Annotated in this window: 20 protein-coding genes, 1 tRNA gene and 1 pseudogene; 15 read left to right on the top strand and 7 right to left on the bottom strand. The window is 57.9% G+C overall.

Features of this window, described 5'->3' with window-relative positions; translation table 11 throughout:
• Positions 1-29 precede the first annotated feature (29 nt).
• The 3 genes from KGB25_RS09330 to KGB25_RS09340 all read left to right on the top strand — a co-directional run bounded on the left by KGB25_RS09330 (position 30) and on the right by KGB25_RS09340 (position 3,953).
• Positions 30-539 (top strand): sigma-70 family RNA polymerase sigma factor, encoded by a 510-nt coding sequence (locus tag KGB25_RS09330; protein WP_008037616.1) that lies wholly within the window; start codon positions 30-32, stop codon positions 537-539.
• Complete coding sequence (locus KGB25_RS09335; RefSeq protein ID WP_223434818.1) at positions 536-1,483, top strand: FecR domain-containing protein; 948 nt, start codon at positions 536-538, stop codon at positions 1,481-1,483. Before KGB25_RS09330 ends, KGB25_RS09335 begins: the two co-directional genes overlap by 4 nt.
• A 67-nt stretch (positions 1,484-1,550) precedes the next feature.
• Entirely contained in the window at positions 1,551-3,953 is a 2,403-nt protein-coding gene (locus KGB25_RS09340) for a TonB-dependent receptor (protein WP_223434819.1), read from the top strand.
• A gap of 53 nt (positions 3,954-4,006) precedes the next feature.
• On the opposite strand, the gene KGB25_RS09345 is transcribed toward KGB25_RS09340, so the two are convergent.
• Complete coding sequence (locus tag KGB25_RS09345; RefSeq protein ID WP_223434820.1) at positions 4,007-5,290, bottom strand: NAD(P)/FAD-dependent oxidoreductase; 1,284 nt, start codon at positions 5,288-5,290, stop codon at positions 4,007-4,009.
• A gap of 183 nt (positions 5,291-5,473) precedes the next feature.
• On the opposite strand from KGB25_RS09345, the gene KGB25_RS09350 reads away from it, so the two are divergent.
• A tRNA-Val gene (locus KGB25_RS09350) sits at positions 5,474-5,550 on the top strand.
• Between the two features lie 543 nt (positions 5,551-6,093).
• Here the strand turns inward: KGB25_RS09350 and KGB25_RS09355 are convergent.
• Positions 6,094-7,116 (bottom strand): acyltransferase family protein, encoded by a 1,023-nt coding sequence (locus tag KGB25_RS09355; protein WP_223434821.1) that lies wholly within the window; start codon positions 7,114-7,116, stop codon positions 6,094-6,096.
• Between the two features lie 75 nt (positions 7,117-7,191).
• Between KGB25_RS09355 and KGB25_RS30540 the strand changes: the two are divergent.
• Positions 7,192-7,299: pseudogene (locus tag KGB25_RS30540) on the top strand (glycoside hydrolase family 19 protein); the annotation flags it as partial.
• Between the two features lie 247 nt (positions 7,300-7,546).
• Here KGB25_RS30540 and KGB25_RS09360 read toward each other — a convergent pair.
• Positions 7,547-8,494, bottom strand: coding sequence for an SGNH/GDSL hydrolase family protein (locus KGB25_RS09360; protein ID WP_223434822.1), 948 nt, complete (start codon positions 8,492-8,494; stop codon positions 7,547-7,549).
• Positions 8,495-8,732: 238 nt separating this feature from the next.
• On the opposite strand from KGB25_RS09360, the gene KGB25_RS09365 reads away from it, so the two are divergent.
• A complete protein-coding gene (locus KGB25_RS09365) occupies positions 8,733-9,188 on the top strand; it encodes a DUF2214 family protein (RefSeq protein ID WP_223434823.1) in 456 nt (151 codons plus the stop codon).
• A 182-nt stretch (positions 9,189-9,370) separates the two neighbouring features.
• Here KGB25_RS09365 and csrA read toward each other — a convergent pair whose 3' ends face one another.
• The gene (csrA, locus tag KGB25_RS09370; protein ID WP_008028241.1) at positions 9,371-9,562 is read right to left on the bottom strand and encodes a carbon storage regulator CsrA; all 192 of its coding nucleotides are present in this window, start codon (positions 9,560-9,562) and stop codon (positions 9,371-9,373) included.
• Between the two features lie 250 nt (positions 9,563-9,812).
• Between csrA and KGB25_RS09375 the strand changes: the two genes are divergently transcribed.
• Positions 9,813-10,178, top strand: coding sequence for an SPOR domain-containing protein (locus KGB25_RS09375; protein WP_223434824.1), 366 nt, complete (start codon positions 9,813-9,815; stop codon positions 10,176-10,178).
• A gap of 101 nt (positions 10,179-10,279) precedes the next feature.
• Here KGB25_RS09375 and KGB25_RS09380 read toward each other — a convergent pair whose 3' ends face one another.
• The 3 genes from KGB25_RS09380 to KGB25_RS09390 form a co-directional block, all read right to left on the bottom strand.
• Positions 10,280-10,969: an endonuclease gene (locus KGB25_RS09380; protein ID WP_008028239.1), complete on the bottom strand. Its 690-nt coding sequence runs from the start codon at positions 10,967-10,969 to the stop codon at positions 10,280-10,282.
• 4 nt (positions 10,970-10,973) lie between these two features.
• The gene (locus tag KGB25_RS09385; protein ID WP_008037577.1) at positions 10,974-11,264 is read right to left on the bottom strand and encodes a DUF1654 domain-containing protein; all 291 of its coding nucleotides are present in this window, start codon (positions 11,262-11,264) and stop codon (positions 10,974-10,976) included.
• Positions 11,265-11,421: 157 nt separating this feature from the next.
• The gene (locus KGB25_RS09390) at positions 11,422-12,510 is read right to left on the bottom strand and encodes an asparaginase (protein ID WP_008037575.1); all 1,089 of its coding nucleotides are present in this window, start codon (positions 12,508-12,510) and stop codon (positions 11,422-11,424) included.
• 353 nt (positions 12,511-12,863) lie between these two features.
• Here KGB25_RS09390 and KGB25_RS09395 point away from each other — a divergent pair, with 353 nt between their 5' ends.
• From KGB25_RS09395 to KGB25_RS09430, 8 genes are all read left to right on the top strand, one after another.
• Positions 12,864-13,322: a hypothetical protein gene (locus tag KGB25_RS09395; protein WP_223434825.1), complete on the top strand. Its 459-nt coding sequence runs from the start codon at positions 12,864-12,866 to the stop codon at positions 13,320-13,322.
• Positions 13,323-13,508: 186 nt separating this feature from the next.
• On the top strand, positions 13,509-14,462 hold the full coding sequence (locus tag KGB25_RS09400; RefSeq protein WP_223434826.1) for a sugar ABC transporter substrate-binding protein: 954 nt from the start codon (positions 13,509-13,511) through the stop codon (positions 14,460-14,462).
• A gap of 56 nt (positions 14,463-14,518) precedes the next feature.
• Positions 14,519-16,072: a sugar ABC transporter ATP-binding protein gene (locus KGB25_RS09405; RefSeq protein ID WP_223434827.1), complete on the top strand. Its 1,554-nt coding sequence runs from the start codon at positions 14,519-14,521 to the stop codon at positions 16,070-16,072.
• Positions 16,069-17,046 carry an ABC transporter permease gene (locus KGB25_RS09410; protein ID WP_008028232.1) on the top strand — a complete coding sequence of 326 codons (978 nt, stop codon included), beginning with the start codon at positions 16,069-16,071 and terminating at the stop codon, positions 17,044-17,046. Before KGB25_RS09405 ends, KGB25_RS09410 begins: the two co-directional genes overlap by 4 nt.
• A gap of 3 nt (positions 17,047-17,049) precedes the next feature.
• Entirely contained in the window at positions 17,050-18,069 is a 1,020-nt protein-coding gene (locus KGB25_RS09415) for a LacI family DNA-binding transcriptional regulator (protein ID WP_008037571.1), read from the top strand.
• A 41-nt stretch (positions 18,070-18,110) separates the two neighbouring features.
• Positions 18,111-19,028, top strand: coding sequence for a ribokinase (gene rbsK / locus KGB25_RS09420; protein ID WP_223434828.1), 918 nt, complete (start codon positions 18,111-18,113; stop codon positions 19,026-19,028).
• A complete protein-coding gene (rbsD, locus tag KGB25_RS09425) occupies positions 19,025-19,429 on the top strand; it encodes a D-ribose pyranase (protein ID WP_207285164.1) in 405 nt (134 codons plus the stop codon). Before rbsK ends, rbsD begins: the two co-directional genes overlap by 4 nt.
• A 43-nt stretch (positions 19,430-19,472) precedes the next feature.
• Complete coding sequence (locus KGB25_RS09430) at positions 19,473-20,501, top strand: nucleoside hydrolase (protein WP_223434829.1); 1,029 nt, start codon at positions 19,473-19,475, stop codon at positions 20,499-20,501.
• Positions 20,502-20,522 lie beyond the last annotated feature (21 nt).

Below are 20,522 nucleotides of genomic sequence, written 5' to 3' on the forward strand. Positions count from 1 at the left end.
GATAACTCCTTGGTGCAGGGCTTCTTGAGATGAGTGATGCAGCGATGCCGAAGGAGCAAACCCTCCACGACCTGTACCGCGATCACCGTGGCTGGCTGGAAGGCTGGTTGAGAAGGCGCATGGGCAACGGCTGTGATGCGGCGGATTTGAGCCAGGATACGTTCCTGCGCGTGCTCGCCAGCTCTCAGCGCATCGCTGACTTGCAAGAGCCCCGTGCCTATCTGCTGACCGTCGGCAAACGCCTGCTGAGCAACTTCTATCAGCGTCGCAGCCTTGAGCAAGCCTATCTGGCTGCGTTGGCGTCGATGCCTGAAGACTGTGCGCCATCACCCGAACAGCGCTGGTTGCTGCTGGAAACCCTGCAAGCACTGGATGAGCTGCTCGACGGACTGCCAAGGGCGGTGCGCCGGGCGTTTCTCTGGAGTCAGCTCGAAGGCTTGAACTACCAGCAAATCGCCGAGCGCCTGCGGGTGTCGGAGCGCACGATCAAACGTTACATGGCGCAAGCCTACGAGCATTGCCTGTTGGTGGAACTGTGAACAGTCAGTCTTCATCCGATCCCCGTCAGGCCGTCCGGGCTGCCGCGCAATGGCTTGCGTTGCTCGAGTCTGGTGGCGCCAATGAGCAGGACCGCGCGAACTTGCAGCGTTGGCGCGACACCTGCGCCAGTCACGAGCAGGCCTGGCAGAAGGCCCAGGCCTTGCGTCAGCGTTTCGCCGATCTGCCGTCGGCGCTGGCGCTGAGCAGCCTGGACCGTCCTGATCCGGGCCGACGCGCAGTGCTGAAGCGCGCATTGGGCGCCGTGGCGTTGGTGCCGACGGCTTGGCTGATCAGTCGACAATTGCCGCTGGATGTCTGGCGTGCCGACCTGCACACCGCCACAGGCGAGCGCAAAACGGTGCAGCTCGCCGATGGCAGTTCCTTGCAACTCAACACCGCCAGTGCCGTCGATGTGGGTGTGCAGAACCGCCGCGTGAAGTTGATCGAGGGCGAACTGTCGCTGAAGGTGCCGGGCATTGCGCCGCTGACGATCCAGACGAAGTTCGGCAACGTTATCCTCAGCCAGAGCGAAGTCTGCGTGCGCCAGGAGGCATGGGGCTGTCGGGTGTCGGTGTTCAACGGTAGCGTGCAGTTGCAGCCCCTGCATGGGGCGGCACTGGCATTGCGCGAGGGGCAGCAGGTCAGCCTTGAAGCGGCGGGTGTCGGCGCGATCACGCCATTCGATGCACTTGCGCCGGGTTGGCGTGAAGGCGTGCTGATGGCGAAGAACCAGCCGCTGGGGGATTTCCTGCGCGAACTCGGCACTTACCGACCGGGCGTTCTGCGCTGGGAGCCTGAACTGGAAAGCCTGCGTGTCACCGGCAGTTTCCGTCTCGACGACACGGATCGCGTCCTCGCGCTGCTTGCAGCCAGTCTGCCGTTGGAGGTGCATTCCCGAACCCGCTACTGGGTCACGTTGCTGCCGCGCAAAAATAGTGTGTAAAGCCTGTCCCCTTTTTTCGACTCGCTTGTCATTCAAGGCATGTGAACGAATCAAGAGAGCAAATTCAATGCCTGCACCTTGTTATCCGCGTCTGCGTCCGTTGTTGCACCTGAGCCTGTTGTTGGGCCTGAGTGCCAGTCCATTGTTCATAACCGCAAGCTGGGCCGAAGAGAGTGCCCGACGCAGTTATCAGGTGCCTGCCGGCAGCCTGAGTGATGCGCTGACCCGTTTCGCGGGGTTGTCTGGGGTCAATCTCTCGGTTGATCCGGCGCTGGTCAGCGGTCGCAACAGTACCGGGCTGTCTGGCGATTACGCGGTCGAGGAGGGCTTTGCGCGACTGTTGCAGGGTTCCGGTCTGCAGTTGCAAGCGGTGGGCGAGCAGGCGTACATCCTGACCCCGGCGCCAGAAGGCAGCAGCCTGCAACTGGCCCCGACCTCGATTCTCGGTGCCACCGGCGGGGCGGACGGCGAGGTGTATGCCGGCGGTCAGGTTGCGCGTCGCGGCTCGCAAGGTTTGCTGGGCTCGAAAGACTTCATGGAAACGCCGTTCAGCATGACCACCTACACCAGCGAGGCGGTCAAGAACTTGCAGGCGCGTACCCTGGGCGAGCTGATCGCCAGCGATCCTTCCGTTCGCGCCACCAACCCGGCCGGTGGGCGCTATGAGCAATTCACCATTCGCGGGTTCAGCCTGTTCAACAGTGATGTCGCCTACAACGGCCTCTACGGCGTTTTGCCGACCTATACGATCGACATGGAAATGGCCGACCGCGTCGATATTCTCAAAGGCCCGAGCCAGCTCATTAACGGCATCTCGCCGCGAGGTGCCGTGGGTGGCGGGATCAACGTGGTGCCCAAACGCGCGACCGACAAGCCGATCACTTCGTTTACCGGCAACTACGCGTCTGACAGCCAGACCGGCGGTGCCGTGGATATCGGCAGGCGCTTCGGCGAAGACAACAAGTTCGGCATTCGTTTCAACGGCGTAAAACAGTCCGGCGACACCGAATGGGATCACCAGAATGTCGACCGCGAGATGGCCGTACTGGGGCTGGATTTCCGCGGTGAGCGCCTGCGACTTTCGACCGACCTGGGGCGCACCGAGCGCGATACCGACGCCCCGCAGGAGCGCGTGCAAGTTGGCGCCGCCGCACAGGTTCCGCATGCCAGCGATGTCCGCCACAACTATGCGCAGCCCTGGAGCAAGGCGAGTACCAACGACACGTTCGGCGCGGTGAACGGTGAGTTCGATGTCAGCGATAACGTGATGCTGTACGGCGGTGTGGGCGCGCGCGAAAGCAATCATGAATTCCTCCGTCATGCTGTTGCGGTCACCAATAACCGGGGCGACTTTAGCGTTCAACCCCGTGACTTCACCCGAGACGAAAGTGTCCGGACGGCTACCGCCGGGGTGCGCAACTGGTTCCATACCGGGCCCGTGAGTCACGAGGTCAACCTGGCTGCCAGCTATTTCTACATGGACTTTGAAAATGGCGGCGCCCGTTATGCCACGGCTAACAGCAACCTCTATAACCCGGTAGTAACGCCGACGCCTGTCAGGCCCACTCGACTCGATTCGAAGGTCTACACCGAGAACCGCTTCAGCGGTCTGGCGCTGTCCGACACGCTGGGGTTCTTCGATGATCGCCTGTTGCTGACCTTCGGCGCCCGCTGGCAGCGGGTGAAGGTTGACGACTGGACGGACGATGTCAAAGGCGACACGGCCTACGATGAGGAAAAGGTTTCGCCGTCGGGCGGCATTCTGTTCAAGGCTACCGACAAGCTGTCGCTGTACGCCAACTACATGGAAGGCTTGAGCCAGGGCAAGATCGCGCCATCGACTTCGGTGAACGAGGACGAAATCTTCCCGCCGTTCATCAGCCGTCAGGTCGAGGTTGGCGCCAAGTATGACGCAGGTGCGTTTGCCGTGACCGCAGCGGTGTTCCGGATCAAGCAGCCGGCCTATGAAACCAACGCCACGACGCGCGTCTTCGGCCCGAACGGCAAGCGCCAAAACGAAGGTGTGGAACTGAGTGTGTTCGGTGAGCCGCTCAAGGGCTTCCGCCTGCTCGGCGGTGTCATGTACATCGACAGCGAGTTGACTGATACCGCCAACAGCACCTTCGACGGTAACCGCGCGCCGGCGACGCCGAAATACAACGTCAACCTCGGCGCCGAGTGGGATGTGCCGACCATGCAGGGGCTGACGCTGACCAGTCGCGGCATCTATTCCAGCTCGCAGTATCTGGACCAGTCCAACGTCAAGGAAATCGATTCGTGGGAGCGTTTTGATGTAGGCGCCCGCTACGCGTTCAAGGTCGAGGAAAAGAACATCACCTTGCGCGCCAACATCGAGAACGTGGCGGGCAAGCGTTACTGGAGTTCGGCCGGTGCTTCGGATGACAGCGAGCCGGGATTGACGCTGTCGACGCCGCGCACGTACCTGCTTTCGGCGACTGTCGATTTCTGAATCGAACCTGTGGGAGCGAGCACGCTCGCTCCCACAAAATAGTGCGGTATTGCTTAGTAGCCGAACCTGTCTCTCAATCCGTAGTACCAGGCGCCCAGCGCCGCAAACGGTGTGCGCAGCAATTGCCCGCCCGGGAAAGGGTAGTGCGGCAAGTCGGCAAACGCGTCAAAACGCTCAGCCTGACCGCGCAACGCTTCGGCCAACACTTTGCCCGCCAGGTGCGTGTACGTCACGCCGTGACCACTGCAACCCTGGGAGTAGTAGATGTTGTCGCCCAGGCGTCCGACCTGCGGAAGACGCGACAGGGTCAGCAGGAAATTGCCGGTCCAGGCGTAATCAATCTTCACGTCCTTGAGCTGCGGGAAAGCCTTGAGCATCTTCGGTCGGATGATCGCTTCAATATTCGCCGGGTCCCGCGCGCCGTACACCACGCCACCGCCGAAAACCAGGCGCTTGTCGCCGGTCAGACGGTAATAGTCGAGCAGGTAGTTGCAGTCTTCGACACAGTAATCCTGCGGCAACAGGCTCTTGGCCAACGCTTCGCCCAATGGCTCGGTGGTAATCACCTGCGTTCCACACGGCATCGACTTGGCTGCCAATTCTGGCACCAGATTACCGAGGTACGCGTTGCCCGCCACGATGATGAACCTGGCCCTGACCCTGCCCTGAGGCGTGTGCACTATCGGAGTTGCGCCGCGCTCGATGCGTACCGCCGGCGACTGCTCATAGATAGTGCCGCCCAACGACTCGACCGCCGCGGCTTCGCCGAGTACCAGGTTCAGCGGATGAATGTGCCCACCACTCATGTCGAGCATGCCGCCAACGTATTGCTCGCAGTTCACCACTTCACGAATGCGGCGTTGATCCAGCAGCTCAAGTTGCGTGTGACCAAAACGCTCCCACAGACGCTTTTGCGATTCCAGATGGCCCATCTGCTTGCCGGTGAGCGCGGCGAACACACCACCGTCCTTCAGGTCGCACTGAATATTATATTTGGCGACCCGCTCACGAATGATCCGTCCACCCTCGAACGCCATCTGCCCCAACAACTGCGCCTGCTTGGGGCCAACGCTGCGCTCGATCACATCGATGTCGCGGCTATAACTGTTAACGATCTGGCCACCGTTACGACCCGATGCACCGAACCCCACCTTGGCGGCTTCCAGCACCGTGACCTTGAAACCGTTTTCCAACAGAAACAGGGCAGAGGACAGACCTGTGTAACCGGCACCGATCACACAGACATCAGTCTCTACATCACCCTGCAAGGCCGGGCGCGGCGGAACCGCATTGGCCGATGCGGCGTAGTAGGACTCTGGGTAGGGTGTGTTCGCCATCCTGCTGCCTCTGTTTAATATATTTTACGAGTGCATCGATCCTACCCGAGTTAAAAATCGACCGCCAGCCACCGCAAAATCTTCCTTGCAGCCGCGAAATTAAATATTTTGCATATTCATAGGGTTAGCTCGAAAAAAGGTGTTGACACCCTTCCGGAATTCCGTAGAATGCCGCCTCACAGCAGGCACGTAGCTCAGTTGGTTAGAGCACCACCTTGACATGGTGGGGGTCGTTGGTTCGAGTCCAATCGCGCCTACCAAACAAAATCCGCTCTGCTGGGCGGTCTAGAAGGGCTCACCGAAAGGTGGGCCCTTTTTTGTTGTCTGCGATTTGAAAAACTCCCAGCTCAGAACGCCAATTCGGCACTTGCCTCCAGGTACTCGATCTTCTTTTCGTCGTGCCCCTCCTGATAGTGCTTCGTCATCCTCTCGTTCGCATGCCCCATCAACGCCTGAATGTACTCCTGTGGGAAGCTTGCTGCTCGTACAGCCATCTGAAGTGCGGATCTCGTGAAAAGAGGGGAGGCTCGCCGGCTGGCATATGGTCGTAGGCGCGCGCTGCATCCGGGGCCTTGCTGAGCTCCTTGGTCAGGTAGTCCGGGGTTGCCGACGCCCGGTGGTCCTTTGCGTCGATCTGTTCTCGGCGCCGCGCCTTGGGCTTGTAGTGGATCAGGCGTGGCGGCACCAGTGGCGACCGCTCCGTGAGCTGGAGCAGGCCAGGCAGCCTCTGAGGCTGGAGGGGAGGGGAGGCACACATTTTTCAAGGGTGTGCCTTGGCCGGAGATTGGTATGGATTCCTGTGGCTACGTTGGACTTGTAGCCTGTCTGGCGCTTTCCAATACCCTTTTTTTAGTAAGCTTCGAAATCGGCAACTCGATGAAGGCAAAGCTCCACCAAGAAAACACCATAATCAAAGAGCAAGTAATTATTAGTGTAAGCGTCAGGTTTAAATCAAAGTGATTTTTTGCGCTCAGCATGTACCAAATCACTATCGGATGGATGAGGTATGTGGAGTACGAAAAATCACCTAACTTGGTAAGTATTGAAAGTTTAGGAAGATATCTTTCTTGCGATATGATCGCGATCACGATTATTGCGCTCGGAATCCCAAGCCGCATTGGGTCATGAGTGTCGGTGTCTGGCATTAATGCTACTGCTGCAATCGATATTGCTACCAGAGGAATGGCAGCCATCGGGTTGATTCGTTTAAGTAACCCAAGCTGGTAAATGATGGAGATTATTATCCCCAGCAAGAATTCATATACTATTGGGGCCCCGTAGAATAAGAACGATCCACCCATTTTTGGCAATATGTAAGTCGATATGATAACCCCGAAAAATATCGCAGGAGCTAGAAGAGCGCGGGGCAGGAAAAGAGATAAAAAGAATATCGCATAAAAAAGCACTTCGTAATTTAGCGTCCATCCTACTGTGAGGATCGGATATATTCCTATGCCAGACGGATTTGGGGTGGGAATGAAAAAAAGACTTTTTAGCAGGGATATGCTATCGACGCCCAATAAGGGCATTATGGATGGAGCCCAGTAAATCGTCGCAGCGGTAATAAGGGTGAAAATCCAGTATGCCGGTACTATTCGAGCGGCTCTTTGTATGAAAAACTCTCCAGGTGTCAACGGTCTCTGGGAGGCAGAAGTAAAAATGACAAAGCCACTGATTACGAAAAAAATATCAACCCCGATAGATCCGTATAGCGCGATGATATTTGATACTTCATTACTTTTTCCATAACCGAAAATCTGAATGTAGTGGTGGAATACTACAATCCATGCGGCGAGAGCTCTAAGAATCTGAACTGAATTTAGCATTACGATTTCATTCGAAAAAATTGAGTATACCGATAAGCGATCAAGTCCGCCTCTTCTCTGGTGGTCCCCACGGTCAATCGTCTGCTGCGGACGCCTGAGCTGCTGGAACAGACCGAGTGGGCGGCGAAGTCGGCGGCGTGGTTCTGGAATTCGAGAAGCCGGAACGTGCCGGCCGATGCCGGAATTTGAGGCGCAAGCGGCGAACGAAGCCGGGGAGCGCGAAAAAGGAACAATCCCTCAACAGTCAATCAACAAAGCGATTCAAGATGGTGTCTAGTCCTGAATAAGGTTTACACCTGTTTCAGGACTGGACACTGAGATTTGCAAAGCCCTCGCCGCGCTACATCATCAGGTCGGCTCTAACCTTCATGTAAGCCGTAGGCTTACATTTGCCGGAACACCAAAAGCCAGGACCTGGATCCACCGATGGTTACTGAGCGACTTGATTAAAAGTTTTTCGGATGTCGGTGCCGAGTATTTCGGTGATCTTTTGATAGCCTTCAAAGTTCGGATGGACTGCGTTATCCCAGAAATAGCTTTGGCTGTTTGGAAGCTTCCTGAACTCGGAGCCCAAGTCGATAACTTTGCAGTCGCATCCCTCGCCATTCCACGCAAGTAACAATCTGTTCACTTCTTCATTGTGTGCATCATGTTCGTCAAGACGAGGAAGCAGGGTGGAGATGATGACCTGTCCGCCTTTTTCGTTCAGTGCCTTCGCAATCGCTTTCAGGTTTTCAATCGTTTTCGGTGCCGCCCAAAAATTCCAATCGTTTGTTCCTGCAAGCACAAAGTAATAATTGGATGGTTTGATTTTGTCCAGGCGGTCAATGACTTGCTGGGTATTGTTGCCACCTTCACCGGCATGGCCATAACCAACCACATCGGTGTGAGGCCCTACAAACTGCACTCCAGGCAACTCTGGGGCGAGTAGGCAACGGAAATAACGGCCGTAGCTCCACCAGGTAATCGAGTCGCCTACCATCGTCAGGGTTTTAGCGTTTTTCACGGGTTCTGTTTTAAGGGCGTAAAACTCGTAGATCCCGGTTTTTTTCGGAGCTTTTCCGGATTCCCACTCAACGTTCCCGACATAAGAAACCCCGTCAATCAGGAAAGCCTCACCCACACGGAATCTCGCAGATGATTTGCCGGAATCCATTTCATAAAGAGTGTCAAAGTCGAACACTGCATTCTTGCCAGTGATGTCGCCGGTCTCCGGCGAGAATTTGATCGCGTCGGATTTCAGCCTTTTCGTCTCAAAAGACCCAATCAGGGTTTTCCCGACGATGGTCGTGGGTTGCATCTCGCAGGTTGCTTGCGCTGTAGAGGCGCACAGCATGAGGAAAAATATTATTTTGCGCATTGGAGCGATCAGATTCATGCCGAATGATGAGCGGGAGTCTACAAGGAGAATGATCGGGTGTCTGTCACATGGCCATCATTGCAAACAAGCGCAGCGCCGGCCTGAGTGAGGATCTTCTTTGCACCTGCTTGCAGCTCGCGAATGACTTTGTTTTCTTTTCTTCGTTTGCGTCTCCCGCGTGGGGGAGGGGCAATCCCCGATTTTATGGGCTACTACTGACAGGCTGATCCAACTCAAACCTGACTGGAGTATCTCGATGCTTGCCCACTGGTTTTTTGCGGCGATTCATCTCTTGGCTTACGCCCTGGGTTTCTGGGCCGTACTGACCCGCGGCAGCGCTTTTCGGCGGTTGGCCTTGGGGCTGGGTGAGGCGCGCAGCGTCTTGATTGCAGATAATCTGTGGGGCATTTCAGCGGTCATTCTGCTGGTCACCGGTGGGATGCGAGCCTTTGCCGGGTACGAAAAGGGCACTGACTACTATCTTCACCAGCCATTGTTTCATCTGAAGATGACACTTTTCGTACTGATTCTGCTACTTGAAATCGCGCCGATGATCACCCTGATCAAATGGCGGATTGCGCAGGCGCGTGGCGCAGCCATTGATGCCAGTCGTGCGAAGCTGTTCGCGCGGATCAGCCATATCGAAGCGCTGCTGGTGATGTTGATGGTCGTGGCGGCCACGGGTATGGCGCGGGGAGTGACGTTTGGTTAGCCGAGTACGAATGCATACTTCCCCAGGCTTAATCCGAAACGTCCGACAGCCATGACGTGAGACATGCCGGTAGTATCGGCTTCACGTTCGGGGGTGGGGGATGCAGGAGTGATCGCTGTGCGTGAATCTTTAGCCAGCCGTGGTTCGGGGACGAACAGGCTGGCTACTGACTGCAGCAGGATTCAGGATTGCGGCTTGTCCGGGGCGGTCAGGCCTGCCTGAATGCGCTGATAGATTTCTTCGCGGTGTACCGCAACGTCTTTCGGGGCGTTGATGCCAATTCTGACTTGCTGGCCGCTTACGCCCAGAATGGTGATCGTAATGTCATCGCCAATATTTATGCTTTCACCGACTTTGCGGGTGAGTATCAGCATGGTCTTCTCCTTGATTGCTTTGTAGGGCACCTGATTCGGACAGTGCAGAGGTCGGTGGTATCTATAGATTAGTGCGAAGTTTCACGGTTTGGGTGCCTCTTTCTGACGCGCAGATGCTGCATTGATTCCCAAGGCGTAACTATACAGAGGCCGCCTCCATGATTCTCGTTGTTTTGCGCCCATTTTGCGGCACTCGAGAAGTATTCATGGGTGTTAAAATCTCCGCTTTCAGCATTCAGAGGGAAGCGTTGTGCGCAAAATGGCTTTGGTAATCGCAGTACTGGCATTGGCGGGATGCGGTGAGGATAAGCGCGCTGATGCGCCAAAGCCGCAGCCAGCCGTGGCGGCAGCGCCAGCGGCGGTATCTGCGCCGCAGTGGGATCTGGAAGTGCGAGGTGAAATAACCCAGGCTGTCAGCGACCTGAGTGGCTGGCTGATCGAGCACAGTTTCGTTTCCAGCGTGATCAAGGAAAATGGCAAGACCCGCATCCTGATGGGGCCATTCAATTCCAAAGCCGAAGCTGAAGCCAAGCAGGAAGAAGTGCGCGCGGCGCTGACCCGGGCGAAAAAACAGAACATCGAACTGCTGGTCATCGAGCATCCGGTGACTCAGTAAGACGTCATCGACCGCCCAAACGCTTGGGCGCCAGCAGCACGATTGAAAACGAAAAAGGCCTGGGGCATTCAACCCCAGGCCTTTTTGTTTTCAACAAGCGCTTAACCGCAAGCTTTCATGTCCACCGGCCCGACAAACTCGTTGCCGCGCCCCATCACGCACGCCACGCTCTGATTGCGCTGACGTTCCCAGGCCTGTACCGGATAGGTTTTGTTCCATGCTTCGTACAGTTGCCGATCCTGTTTCGACAGGCGCAAACCGTACTGCTTGCTCATGTAAAAGTACGTCCGGGCGATCATGCCGCGAATGGAAGGGCGGGGCATGACCTTTTTGGCCTTGAAGTCGACCTGGGTCAGGCACGAACCGTATTGACCCGATTGCTCCGGCAACCAGCCAAAACTGAAATTGCTGCGATCGCCATTCACCTCGCCGATGCTCGGCACCAGATTATGCAAGTCGGCCTCGGCCTTCTGGTAAGTCGGGTCGTAGCGCGTGCAGTTCTTGCGTCCGCCTTCCTGCCAGCACTGACGCTGATGGCCGATCTGCCAGGCGGGGACGATGTGTTCCCACTCGATGCGTGAAGCACGCTTGGCATTTTTGCGTGGCACATAACCGCAGGCCGACAGGTCCACCTTGTTGCCGGTGTATTTACAGCCGCAATAGAACTCGGTGGATTGCGGGGCGTACAGCTTCCAGGCGACTTTCTTGGCTTCGTTGAAGGTGCGCGGGGCGTCAGCTTGCGCGCCCATCGCGAAGAGCAAAAACAGCAAAGCAAAAAAACGGACACTCATTGACTCAATCTTCCTTCGGCACAACCCAGAAAATCTGCACACCGCCATCGTCGCGGTAGGCGAGGGTGACGTTGTCGTTTTCGTCGATTTCTTCGAGTAGTTGCTCCCACTCATCCACTGGCTCGTCCGGAAGACGGAAGATCAGGGCCGCCTTGGCTTTCTGGGCGGTGGGGGAGTTGATGATTTTCTGAACGCGCATACCCATGCGTACATAGGCATCAGGAGAGGCAGAGGTGGTGGCCACGGAATTGTCCTTATTAAGCTGTACGTGCATACAGTATTTAACTGTAGGCATTTTCGCAACTGCTTAAAATTCAAGAAAATCCTCTGACAGCAGTTTTTCCCGATTGGTGTAGGACGAAGGAGATTTTTTTATCAGATAGGAGGCCACTCGCCGCAGTGGGCGAGTGGTGAAAGCGGTGCCCGACCGGAACCGGTCGGGCGAGGGCGAATCAGTATTCCCAGAACATCCGTTGCAGCTCTTTGCTGTCGTTGGTCTTGGTCAGCGCGACCATGGCCAGGATGCGAGCCTTCTGTGGGTTCAGGTCATGGGCCACAACCCAGTCGTACTTGTCGTCCGGCTGTTCGGCGTTACGCAATACGAAGCCACCGGCGTTGACGTGGGAGGAACGAATGATTTGCACGCCATCCTTGCGCAGGGCTTGCAGGGCTGGAACCACGCGCGAAGACACCGAGCCGTTGCCGGTGCCTGCGTGGATGATGGCTTTGGCGCCGGATTGAGCCAGCGCTTTGTAGGCGGTATCACTCACGTTGCCGTAGGAATAGGCGATTTCGACGTCAGGCAGGCTCTTGATGTTCTTGATGTCGAACTCCGAGTCCATGGTGTGACGCTTGGCCGGCAGGCGGAACCAGTAGGATTTGCCTTCGACCACCATGCCGAGAGGACCCCAGGCACTTTTAAACGCCTCGGTCTTGATGTTGATCATCTTGCTGACGTCGCGACCCGACTGGATTTCATCGTTCATGGTCACCAGTACGCCTTTGCCGCGCGCATCTTTGCTGCCGGCCACGGCCACGGCGTTGTACAGGTTCAGCATGCCGTCTGCGGACATCGCGGTGCCTGGGCGCATGGAGCCCACGACGATGATCGGCTTGTCGGTTTTTTCCACCAGGTTCAGGAAGTAGGCAGTTTCTTCCAGGGTGTCGGTGCCGTGGGTGATGACGATGCCATCGACGTCTTTGCTGTCAGCCAGTTCGGCCACGCGACGACCCAGTTGCAGCAGGTTGTCGTTGGTAATGCTTTCGGAGGCGATCTGCATGACCTGTTCGCCGCGAACATTGGCCAATTGGCTCAGTTCCGGAACGCCGGCGATCAACTGTTCGATGCCGACTTTCGCCGCTTGATACGTCGCGCTGTTGGCGGCGCTGGCGCCCGCGCCGGCAATGGTGCCGCCGGTGGCCAGGATCACCACGTTCGCCAGTTTCTGTTTGGTTTCGACTTCTTTCGCCTGAAGGGCTGTCGGAAGGAGTAGCAGGAGGGCCAAGGCGCCCGGAACAAAAGTCTTGAAAGCAGATGTCATTATTTTTCTCTCTAGTAGTGAGACGGTGCGGATGCAGGTTCATCTAGATGCGCCCCGGACAGATCTGAATGTCTGGGGTGAATGAGAGGGAGCAGGATCTGTACCAGTCATGTCTGGAAATAAAAAATAGCTTTAACCCAATGATTTGTATCAATTATTCGGGCTGTGTTGAGCGAGGTTTAAACGCCCTGTTGTCCGGTTTTCCGAATATGTTTGTTATTTGCGTTCGGCTCTCCGAAAAGGGCTACGGCTTCTGTTGAACAGGTCTTCTTGCCAGACGGCAAATCATTGCTAAAGAAACCTGCGCGCAGGTCGATGCCTCTCTGAGGGATCTTTTTTTTTCAGGAGTTCACATGTCGTTTTCGATAGGCTTTCCCAATGCAGGCGCAATCACCATCGGTGGCAAATCCACCGCAACGATCAAAGCCTTGAGCGAATCAACTTCCGAGGCTTCGACACTGGCGTTGGGTACCGAGGAGGAGGGTGGCGCCACCAAGGTCCGGACCGGCGGCGCGGTGATCGAAACGAAAACGGAAAGCGATAGCGAAAGCGGCAGCGACCAAAGCGTCGTGGTGAAGATGTTGCTCAAGCGTATGCAGGAGCTGCAGCAGCAACTGCGTGAACAACAGCAACAATTGACAGCGGCTCAAGTGGCTAATTACCCGACACCGGAAGCCAAGACCGATGTCGTCATGTCGATTCAGGGGCAAATTGCCAACACCAGCGGGGCGCTGGCGGAAGTCACAGGCAATCTGGTCAAGGAACTGGCCAAGAGCTCCGGCTCGGGCGGTGTGATCAGCACCACGGCATAAGCGGTTTTGTTACCGCAAGCACAAACCGTGTTTTTCGGCCGTTGACAAATAGCGGCAGGGTTCGCATAGTTCGGTCTACGCAAACGTTTGCGCGGCACTGCCGATGGCTTGTTCCATCGGTTTACGCGGTGAAACTTATGCCAGCGCAAGCGTTGCTCAGAATAATCATAAGATCGGAGTGAACCCATGAAGCTGCCATTCGCTGGACGTCTTCTCGCTGTCGCTATGCTGGCTGCCGCATCCACCGCGTTGCCTGTCTCCTCGGCCTTCGCCGACACTGAAAAACCCAAAGTCGCACTGGTCATGAAATCTCTGGCCAACGAATTCTTCCTGACCATGGAAGACGGCGCCAAGGCCTACCAGAAAGATCACTCCGCCGATTTCGACCTGATCTCCAACGGCATCAAGGACGAAACGGACACTGCGGGCCAGACACGTATCGTCGAGCAAATGATTCTGGCCAAGGTCAATGCACTGGTGATCGCACCTGCTGACTCGAAGGCCATGGTCCCGGTGATCAAGAAAGCCATCGATGCCGGCATCACCGTGGTCAACATCGATAACCAGCTGGATCCAGCGGTCGTCAAAAGCAAAAACATCAATGTTCCGTTCGTAGGTCCCGACAACCGCAAGGGTGCGCGTCTGGTGGGTGAGTACCTGGCCAAGCAGCTGAAGGCCGGTGACGAAGTCGGCATCATCGAAGGTGTGTCCACCACCACCAACGCCCAGGCTCGCACTGCAGGTTTCAAGGATGCGATGGAAGCGGCGCAGATCAAGGTCGTGTCCCTGCAATCCGGTGATTGGGAAATCGATAAAGGCAACAAGGTCGCCGCGTCGATCCTCAGCGAATACCCGCAAGTCAAAGCCCTGCTGGCCGGCAACGACAGCATGGCTGTCGGCGCAGTGTCTGCCGTGCGTGCCGCGGGCAAGGCCGGCAAGGTGCAAGTGGTCGGCTACGACAACATCAACGCCATCAAGCCGATGCTCAAGGATGGCCGTGTCCTGGCCACCGCTGACCAGTTCGCTGCCAGGCAAGCCGTGTTCGGCATCGAGACGGCGCTGAAGATCGTCAAGGGTGAGAAAGTCGACAGCGGCACCAACGGCGTAATCGAAACTCCGGTAGAGCTGGTTACCAAGTAGTCCTTCTGGCGACACAACGGTGCTCGCCCGTCCGGGCGAGCGCATGGAGAGTTTTTATGTCTGTTTGCGCTCCGAACGCTGTCCTCTCGGTCAGCGGTATCGGCAAGACCTACGCGCAGCCTGTCCTCACCGGTATCGACCTGACGCTGATACGCGGCGAAGTGTTGGCGCTGACCGGCGAGAACGGCGCCGGCAAAAGCACGCTGTCGAAGATCATTGGTGGATTGGTCGCGCCGACCACCGGCCAGATGCAATTCCAGGGGCAGGATTACCGCCCCGGCAGCCGTACCCAGGCTGAAGACCTGGGCATTCGCATGGTCATGCAGGAACTCAATCTGTTGCCGACCCTGTCGGTGGCGGAAAACCTGTTTCTCGATAACCTGCCCAGCAACGGCGGCTGGATCAGTCGCAAGCAATTGCGCAAGGCCGCGATCGAAGCCATGGCACAGGTCGGGCTCGATGCGATCGACCCGGACACCCTCGTCGGCGAACTGGGCATCGGTCACCAGCAAATGGTCGAGATCGCCCGCAACCTGATCGGCGATTGCCATGTGCTGATCCTCGACGAACCGACCGCGATGCTGACGGCCCGTGAAGTCGAAATGCTGTTCGAGCAAATCACGCGCCTGCAAGCTCGTGGCGTGTCGATCATCTATATCTCCCATCGCCTCGAAGAGCTGGCGCGGGTGGCTCAGCGCATTGCGGTGTTGCGCGACGGCAATCTGGTTTGCGTCGAGCCGATGGCCAACTACAACAGTGAGCAATTGGTGACCTTGATGGTTGGCCGTGAGCTCGGTGAACACATCGACATGGGGCCGCGCAACATCGGCGCGCCGGCGTTGACGGTCAAGGGGCTGACCCGCTCCGACAAAGTGCGCGATGTCTCCTTTGAGGTGCGCGCCGGCGAGATCTACGGGATCTCCGGTTTGATCGGGGCAGGGCGCACCGAGTTGCTACGCCTGATCTTCGGCGCCGACACAGCGGACAGCGGCACGGTTGCGCTGGGTTCGCCGGCACAGGTCGTGAGTATTCGTTCGCCGGCGGACGCGGTCGGTCACGGCATTGCCCTGATCACCGAAGACCGCAAGGGCGAGGGCTTGCTGCTGACGCAATCGATCAGCGCGAATATTGCCCTGGGTAACATGCCGGAGATTTCCCGCGGCGGTTTCGTCAACAACGGTGACGAGATGTCGTTGGCCCAGCGTCAGATCGACGCCATGCGCATCCGCAGTTCCAGCCCGACGCAATTGGTCTCGGAGTTGTCCGGCGGCAATCAGCAGAAAGTCGTGATCGGCCGTTGGCTGGAACGCGATTGTTCGGTGTTGCTGTTCGACGAGCCGACTCGCGGCATCGACGTCGGCGCCAAATTCGACATCTATGCACTGCTCGGTGAGCTGACTCGTCAGGGCAAGGCGCTGGTGGTGGTGTCCAGCGACCTGCGCGAATTGATGCTGATCTGCGACCGCATCGGCGTACTGTCGGCGGGGCGCCTGATCGAGACATTCGAGCGCGACAGCTGGACCCAGGATGACTTGCTTGCCGCTGCTTTTGCCGGCTATCAAAAACGTGATGCGCTGCTCAACGAAGCAGCGCCTAGGGATCTTCCATGAAAACTGCAACATCTGCCGGTAAACGTAGTGGCAATTTTTACGGCCTCGGCACCTATCTGGGCCTGGCCGGTGCCTTGCTGGCGATGGTCGCGCTGTTCTCGGTCCTGAGCAGCCATTTTCTGTCTTACGACACGTTCAGCACCCTGGCCAACCAGATTCCGGACTTGATGGTGCTGGCGGTCGGCATGACGTTCGTGTTGATCATCGGCGGCATCGACCTGTCGGTGGGCTCGGTGCTGGCACTCGCGGCGTCGACGGTCAGCGTGGCGATTCTCGGCTGGGGCTGGAGCGTATTGCCGGCAGCATTGCTCGGTATGGCGGCGGCCGCATTGGCAGGGACGATCACCGGTTCGATCACCGTGGCGTGGCGGATTCCTTCGTTCATCGTCTCCCTCGGCGTGCTGGAAATGGCGCGTGGTGTGGCGTATCAGATGACCGGCTCGCGCACCGCCTATATCGGTGATGCCTTTGCCTGGCTGTCCAACCCGATCGCCTTCGGCATTTCGCCGTCGTTCATCATTGCCTTGCTCATCATCTTCATTGCCCAGGCCGTGTTGACTCGCACGGTGTTCGGTCGCTATCTGATCGGCATCGGCACCAACGAAGAAGCCGTGCGTCTGGCAGGGATCAATCCGAAACCCTACAAGATTCTGGTGTTCAGTCTGATGGGACTGCTGGCCGGTATCGCCGCGCTGTTCCAGATTTCCCGCCTGGAGGCAGCGGACCCGAATGCCGGCTCCGGCCTGGAACTGCAAGTGATCGCCGCGGTGGTGATTGGCGGCACCAGCCTGATGGGCGGGCGCGGTTCGGTCATCAGCACGTTTTTCGGGGTGTTGATCATCTCGGTACTGGCGGCCGGTCTGGCGCAGATCGGCGCAACCGAACCGACCAAACGCATCATCACCGGCGCGGTCATCGTGGTGGCGGTGGTGCTTGATACCTATCGCAGTCAGCGCGCAAGCCGGCGGACCTGAGTCATGGCAACAATCAAGGATGTGGCAGCGCTCGCGGGGATTTCCTACACCACGGTTTCCCATGTGGTGAACAAGACCCGGCCTGTCAGCGAAGAAGTGCGGATCAAGGTCGAAGCGGCAATCAAAAGTCTCGACTACGTGCCCAGCGCCGTGGCCCGCTCATTAAAAGCCAAGACCACCGCGACTATTGGTCTGCTGGTGCCCAACAGCCTCAACCCGTACTTCGCCGAGCTGGCGCGCGGCATCGAGGATTACTGCGAGCGCAATGGCTATTGCGTGATCCTCTGCAATTCCGATGACAACCCGGACAAGCAACGCAGCTACCTGCGCGTATTGCTGGAAAAGCGCATTGACGGGCTGATCGTGGCGTCGGCCGGTGGGGACGCGGTGCTGGCAGAAGGTCTGGCGGGCGTGCGAACGCCGATGGTGATTGTCGACCGTGGGCTGGAAGGGGTTGATGCGGACCTGGTGCGCATCGATCACGAGTACGGCGCTTATCTGGCGACCCGTCATCTTCTGGAATTGGGGCATCGGGACATCGCCACCATTGGCGGGCCGGCCAGTACCAGCGTCGCGCAGATGCGTCTGGCAGGTTATTGCCGCGCCTTGAAAGAGGCGGGCGTCGAAGTGCCTCGCGAACGCATACTGGAAAGCGACTTCACCAGTACCGGCGGTTACAGCGCGGCCGCGATCCTCCTGGAAAACAATCCGCCCAGCGCCATCTTCGCCGGTAACGACATGATCGGCATCGGCGTGTTGCGCGCCGCCGCCGAGCGCAATATTCGTGTGCCGAGCGAACTGTCGGTGATTGGCTTCGACGATATCCAGATGAGCCGTTATGTCTACCCGGCGCTGACCACCGTGGGGCAGTCGATCCTGCAGCTTGGCGAGATGGCGGCCGAAGTGCTGTTGCGCAGGATCGCCACACCGGCCATGGCCACCGATCAACGGATCGTAACGCCCAGTATTGTCCTGCGCGAATCGACTGCACCGCTGGCCGGTGTGTTTGCCCACTTCCGTTAAACAGAAAGCACCGTTGAAATTGCATTTATGAGTAGTGATGTATGCCAGCAAAAGTAGTGGTGATAGGCAGCCTGAACATGGACCTGGTGACCCGGGCCTCCCGGCTGCCCCGTGGCGGTGAAACGCTGATTGGTGAGTCGTTTGCCACGGTCTCCGGTGGCAAGGGTGCCAATCAGGCGGTTGCTGCGGCGCGACTGGGTGCGCAGGTGTCGATGGTCGGTTGCGTGGGCAGCGATGCCTATGGCGAGGAACTGCGCGGAGCGCTGTTGGCCGACCGTATCGATTGTCAGGCGGTCAGCACCGTCGATGGTGCCAGCGGTGTGGCGCTGATTGTGGTCGATGACAACAGCCAGAACGCGATCGTGATTGTCGCCGGTGCCAACGGTGCATTGACGCCAGCAGTGATTGACCGCTTCGATGCGGTGTTGCAGGCAGCGGATGTGATCATCTGTCAGCTCGAAGTGCCGGATGCCACGGTCGGTCATGCGCTCAAGCGCGGTCGTGAACTGGGTAAAACCGTGATTCTCAACCCGGCGCCCGCCAGCCGACCGTTGCCGGCAGACTGGTATGCGGCCATCGACTATCTGATCCCTAACGAGAGCGAGGCCTCGGCCCTTAGCGGTTTGCCGGTGGATTCACTGGAAACCGCCGAAGTCGCAGCGACCCGATTGATCGCCATGGGGGCCGGCAAGGTGATCATCACCCTCGGTGCCCAAGGCTCGCTGTTTGCCAATGGAAGCAGCTTCGAACACTTTCCGGCGCCGAAGGTAAAGGCGGTCGATACCACGGCGGCGGGCGATACCTTTGTCGGCGGTTTTGCTGCCGCACTGGCCGCCGGCAAAAACGAGGCGCAAGCGATCCGTTTCGGCCAGGTCGCTGCGGCGCTGTCAGTGACCCGTGCCGGCGCGCAACCCTCGATCCCCACTTTGTCCGACGTACAGGCCTTTAAAGCACCATGAAAAAAACACCGTTGCTCAACATCGCGCTGTCGCGACTGATCGCTTCCCTGGGGCATGGCGACATGGTCGTGATTGGCGATGCCGGCCTGCCGGTTCCGCCGGGTGTCGAGCTGATCGACCTGGCCTTGACCCACGGCGTTCCGGATTTCATCAGCACGTTGAAGGTTGTGCTCAGCGAAATGCAGGTCGAAAGCCACGTCTTGGCCCTGGAAATTATGGACAAACAGCCGTCGGCGCTGGTGACGCTGGATGAGTTGAATGCCGAAGGTTCGCTGGGCCGGCGTGAGCTGCTCAGTCATGACCAATTCAAAGTCCTGAGCCGACAGGCGCGGGCGATTGTTCGTACAGGCGAATGTCAGCCGTACTGCAACGTCGTGCTGGTGGCCGGGGTCACGTTCTGATTCGTTTTCGTCTGTCTGCTTTTCCACGCACAAGGAGTGCGCTATGTACCGCTATGCTCAGAAATTGCACTATCTGCTCCGGAGTCTGCTGCTTTTGTCCCTGATTACCGCAACAAGCGCCCAGGCGGCGGAAAAGATCGACTTGATCATCGACACCGACCCGGGTGCCGACGACGTGGTCGCTTTGCTGTTTGCGCTGGCGTCACCAGAAGAACTGAACATCCGCGCGTTGACCACCGTCGCCGGCAACGTGCGTCTGGACAAGACCTCGCGTAATGCGCGGCTGGCCCGCGAATGGGCGGGGCGCGAGGATGTGCCGGTTTATGCCGGTGCGCCGAAACCGCTGATGCGTACGCCGATTTATGCCGAGAACATTCATGGTAAGGAAGGCCTGTCGGGCGTCACCGTGCATGAGCCGAAGCAGGGTTTGGCAAAGGGTAATGCAGTCAATTACCTGATCGACACCTTGAAAACCGCCAAACCCCACAGCATCACCATCGCTATGCTCGGTCCACAGACCAACCTGGCGCTGGCGCTGATCCAGGAGCCCGAAATCGTTCAGGGCATCAAGGAAGTGGTGATCATGGGTGGTGCTCACTTCAACGGGGGCAACATCACCCCGGTGGCCGAGTTCAACCTGTTCGCCGACCCGCAGGCTGCTGAAGTGGTGCTGAAAAGTGGCGTCAAACTGACCTATCTGCCATTGGACGTGACCCACAAAATCCTCACCAGCGAAGCGCGCCTGAAGCAGATCGCCGCACTGAACAACAATGCCAGCAAGCTGGTGGGCGATATTCTCAACGAGTACGTTAAGGGCGACATGGAGCACTACGGTCTCCCGGGTGGCCCGGTACATGACGCCACGGTCATTGCCTACCTGCTCAAGCCGGAGCTGTTCTCCGGCCGTTCGGTCAATGTGGTGGTTGATAGCCGCGAAGGCCCGACCTTTGGTCAAACCATCGTCGACTGGTATGACGGCTTGAAAGCGCCGAAAAATGCGTTCTGGGTTGAGAGTGGCGATGCCCAGGGTTTCTTCGACCTGCTGACCCAGCGTCTGGCTCGTCTGAAGTAAGTTGTACTCCCGCAGGTGCCA

The organism is Pseudomonas sp. BF-RE-21 (genome assembly GCF_019947305.1).
In the GTDB taxonomy this organism is placed as follows: Bacteria; Pseudomonadota; Gammaproteobacteria; order Pseudomonadales; family Pseudomonadaceae; genus Aquipseudomonas; species Aquipseudomonas migulae.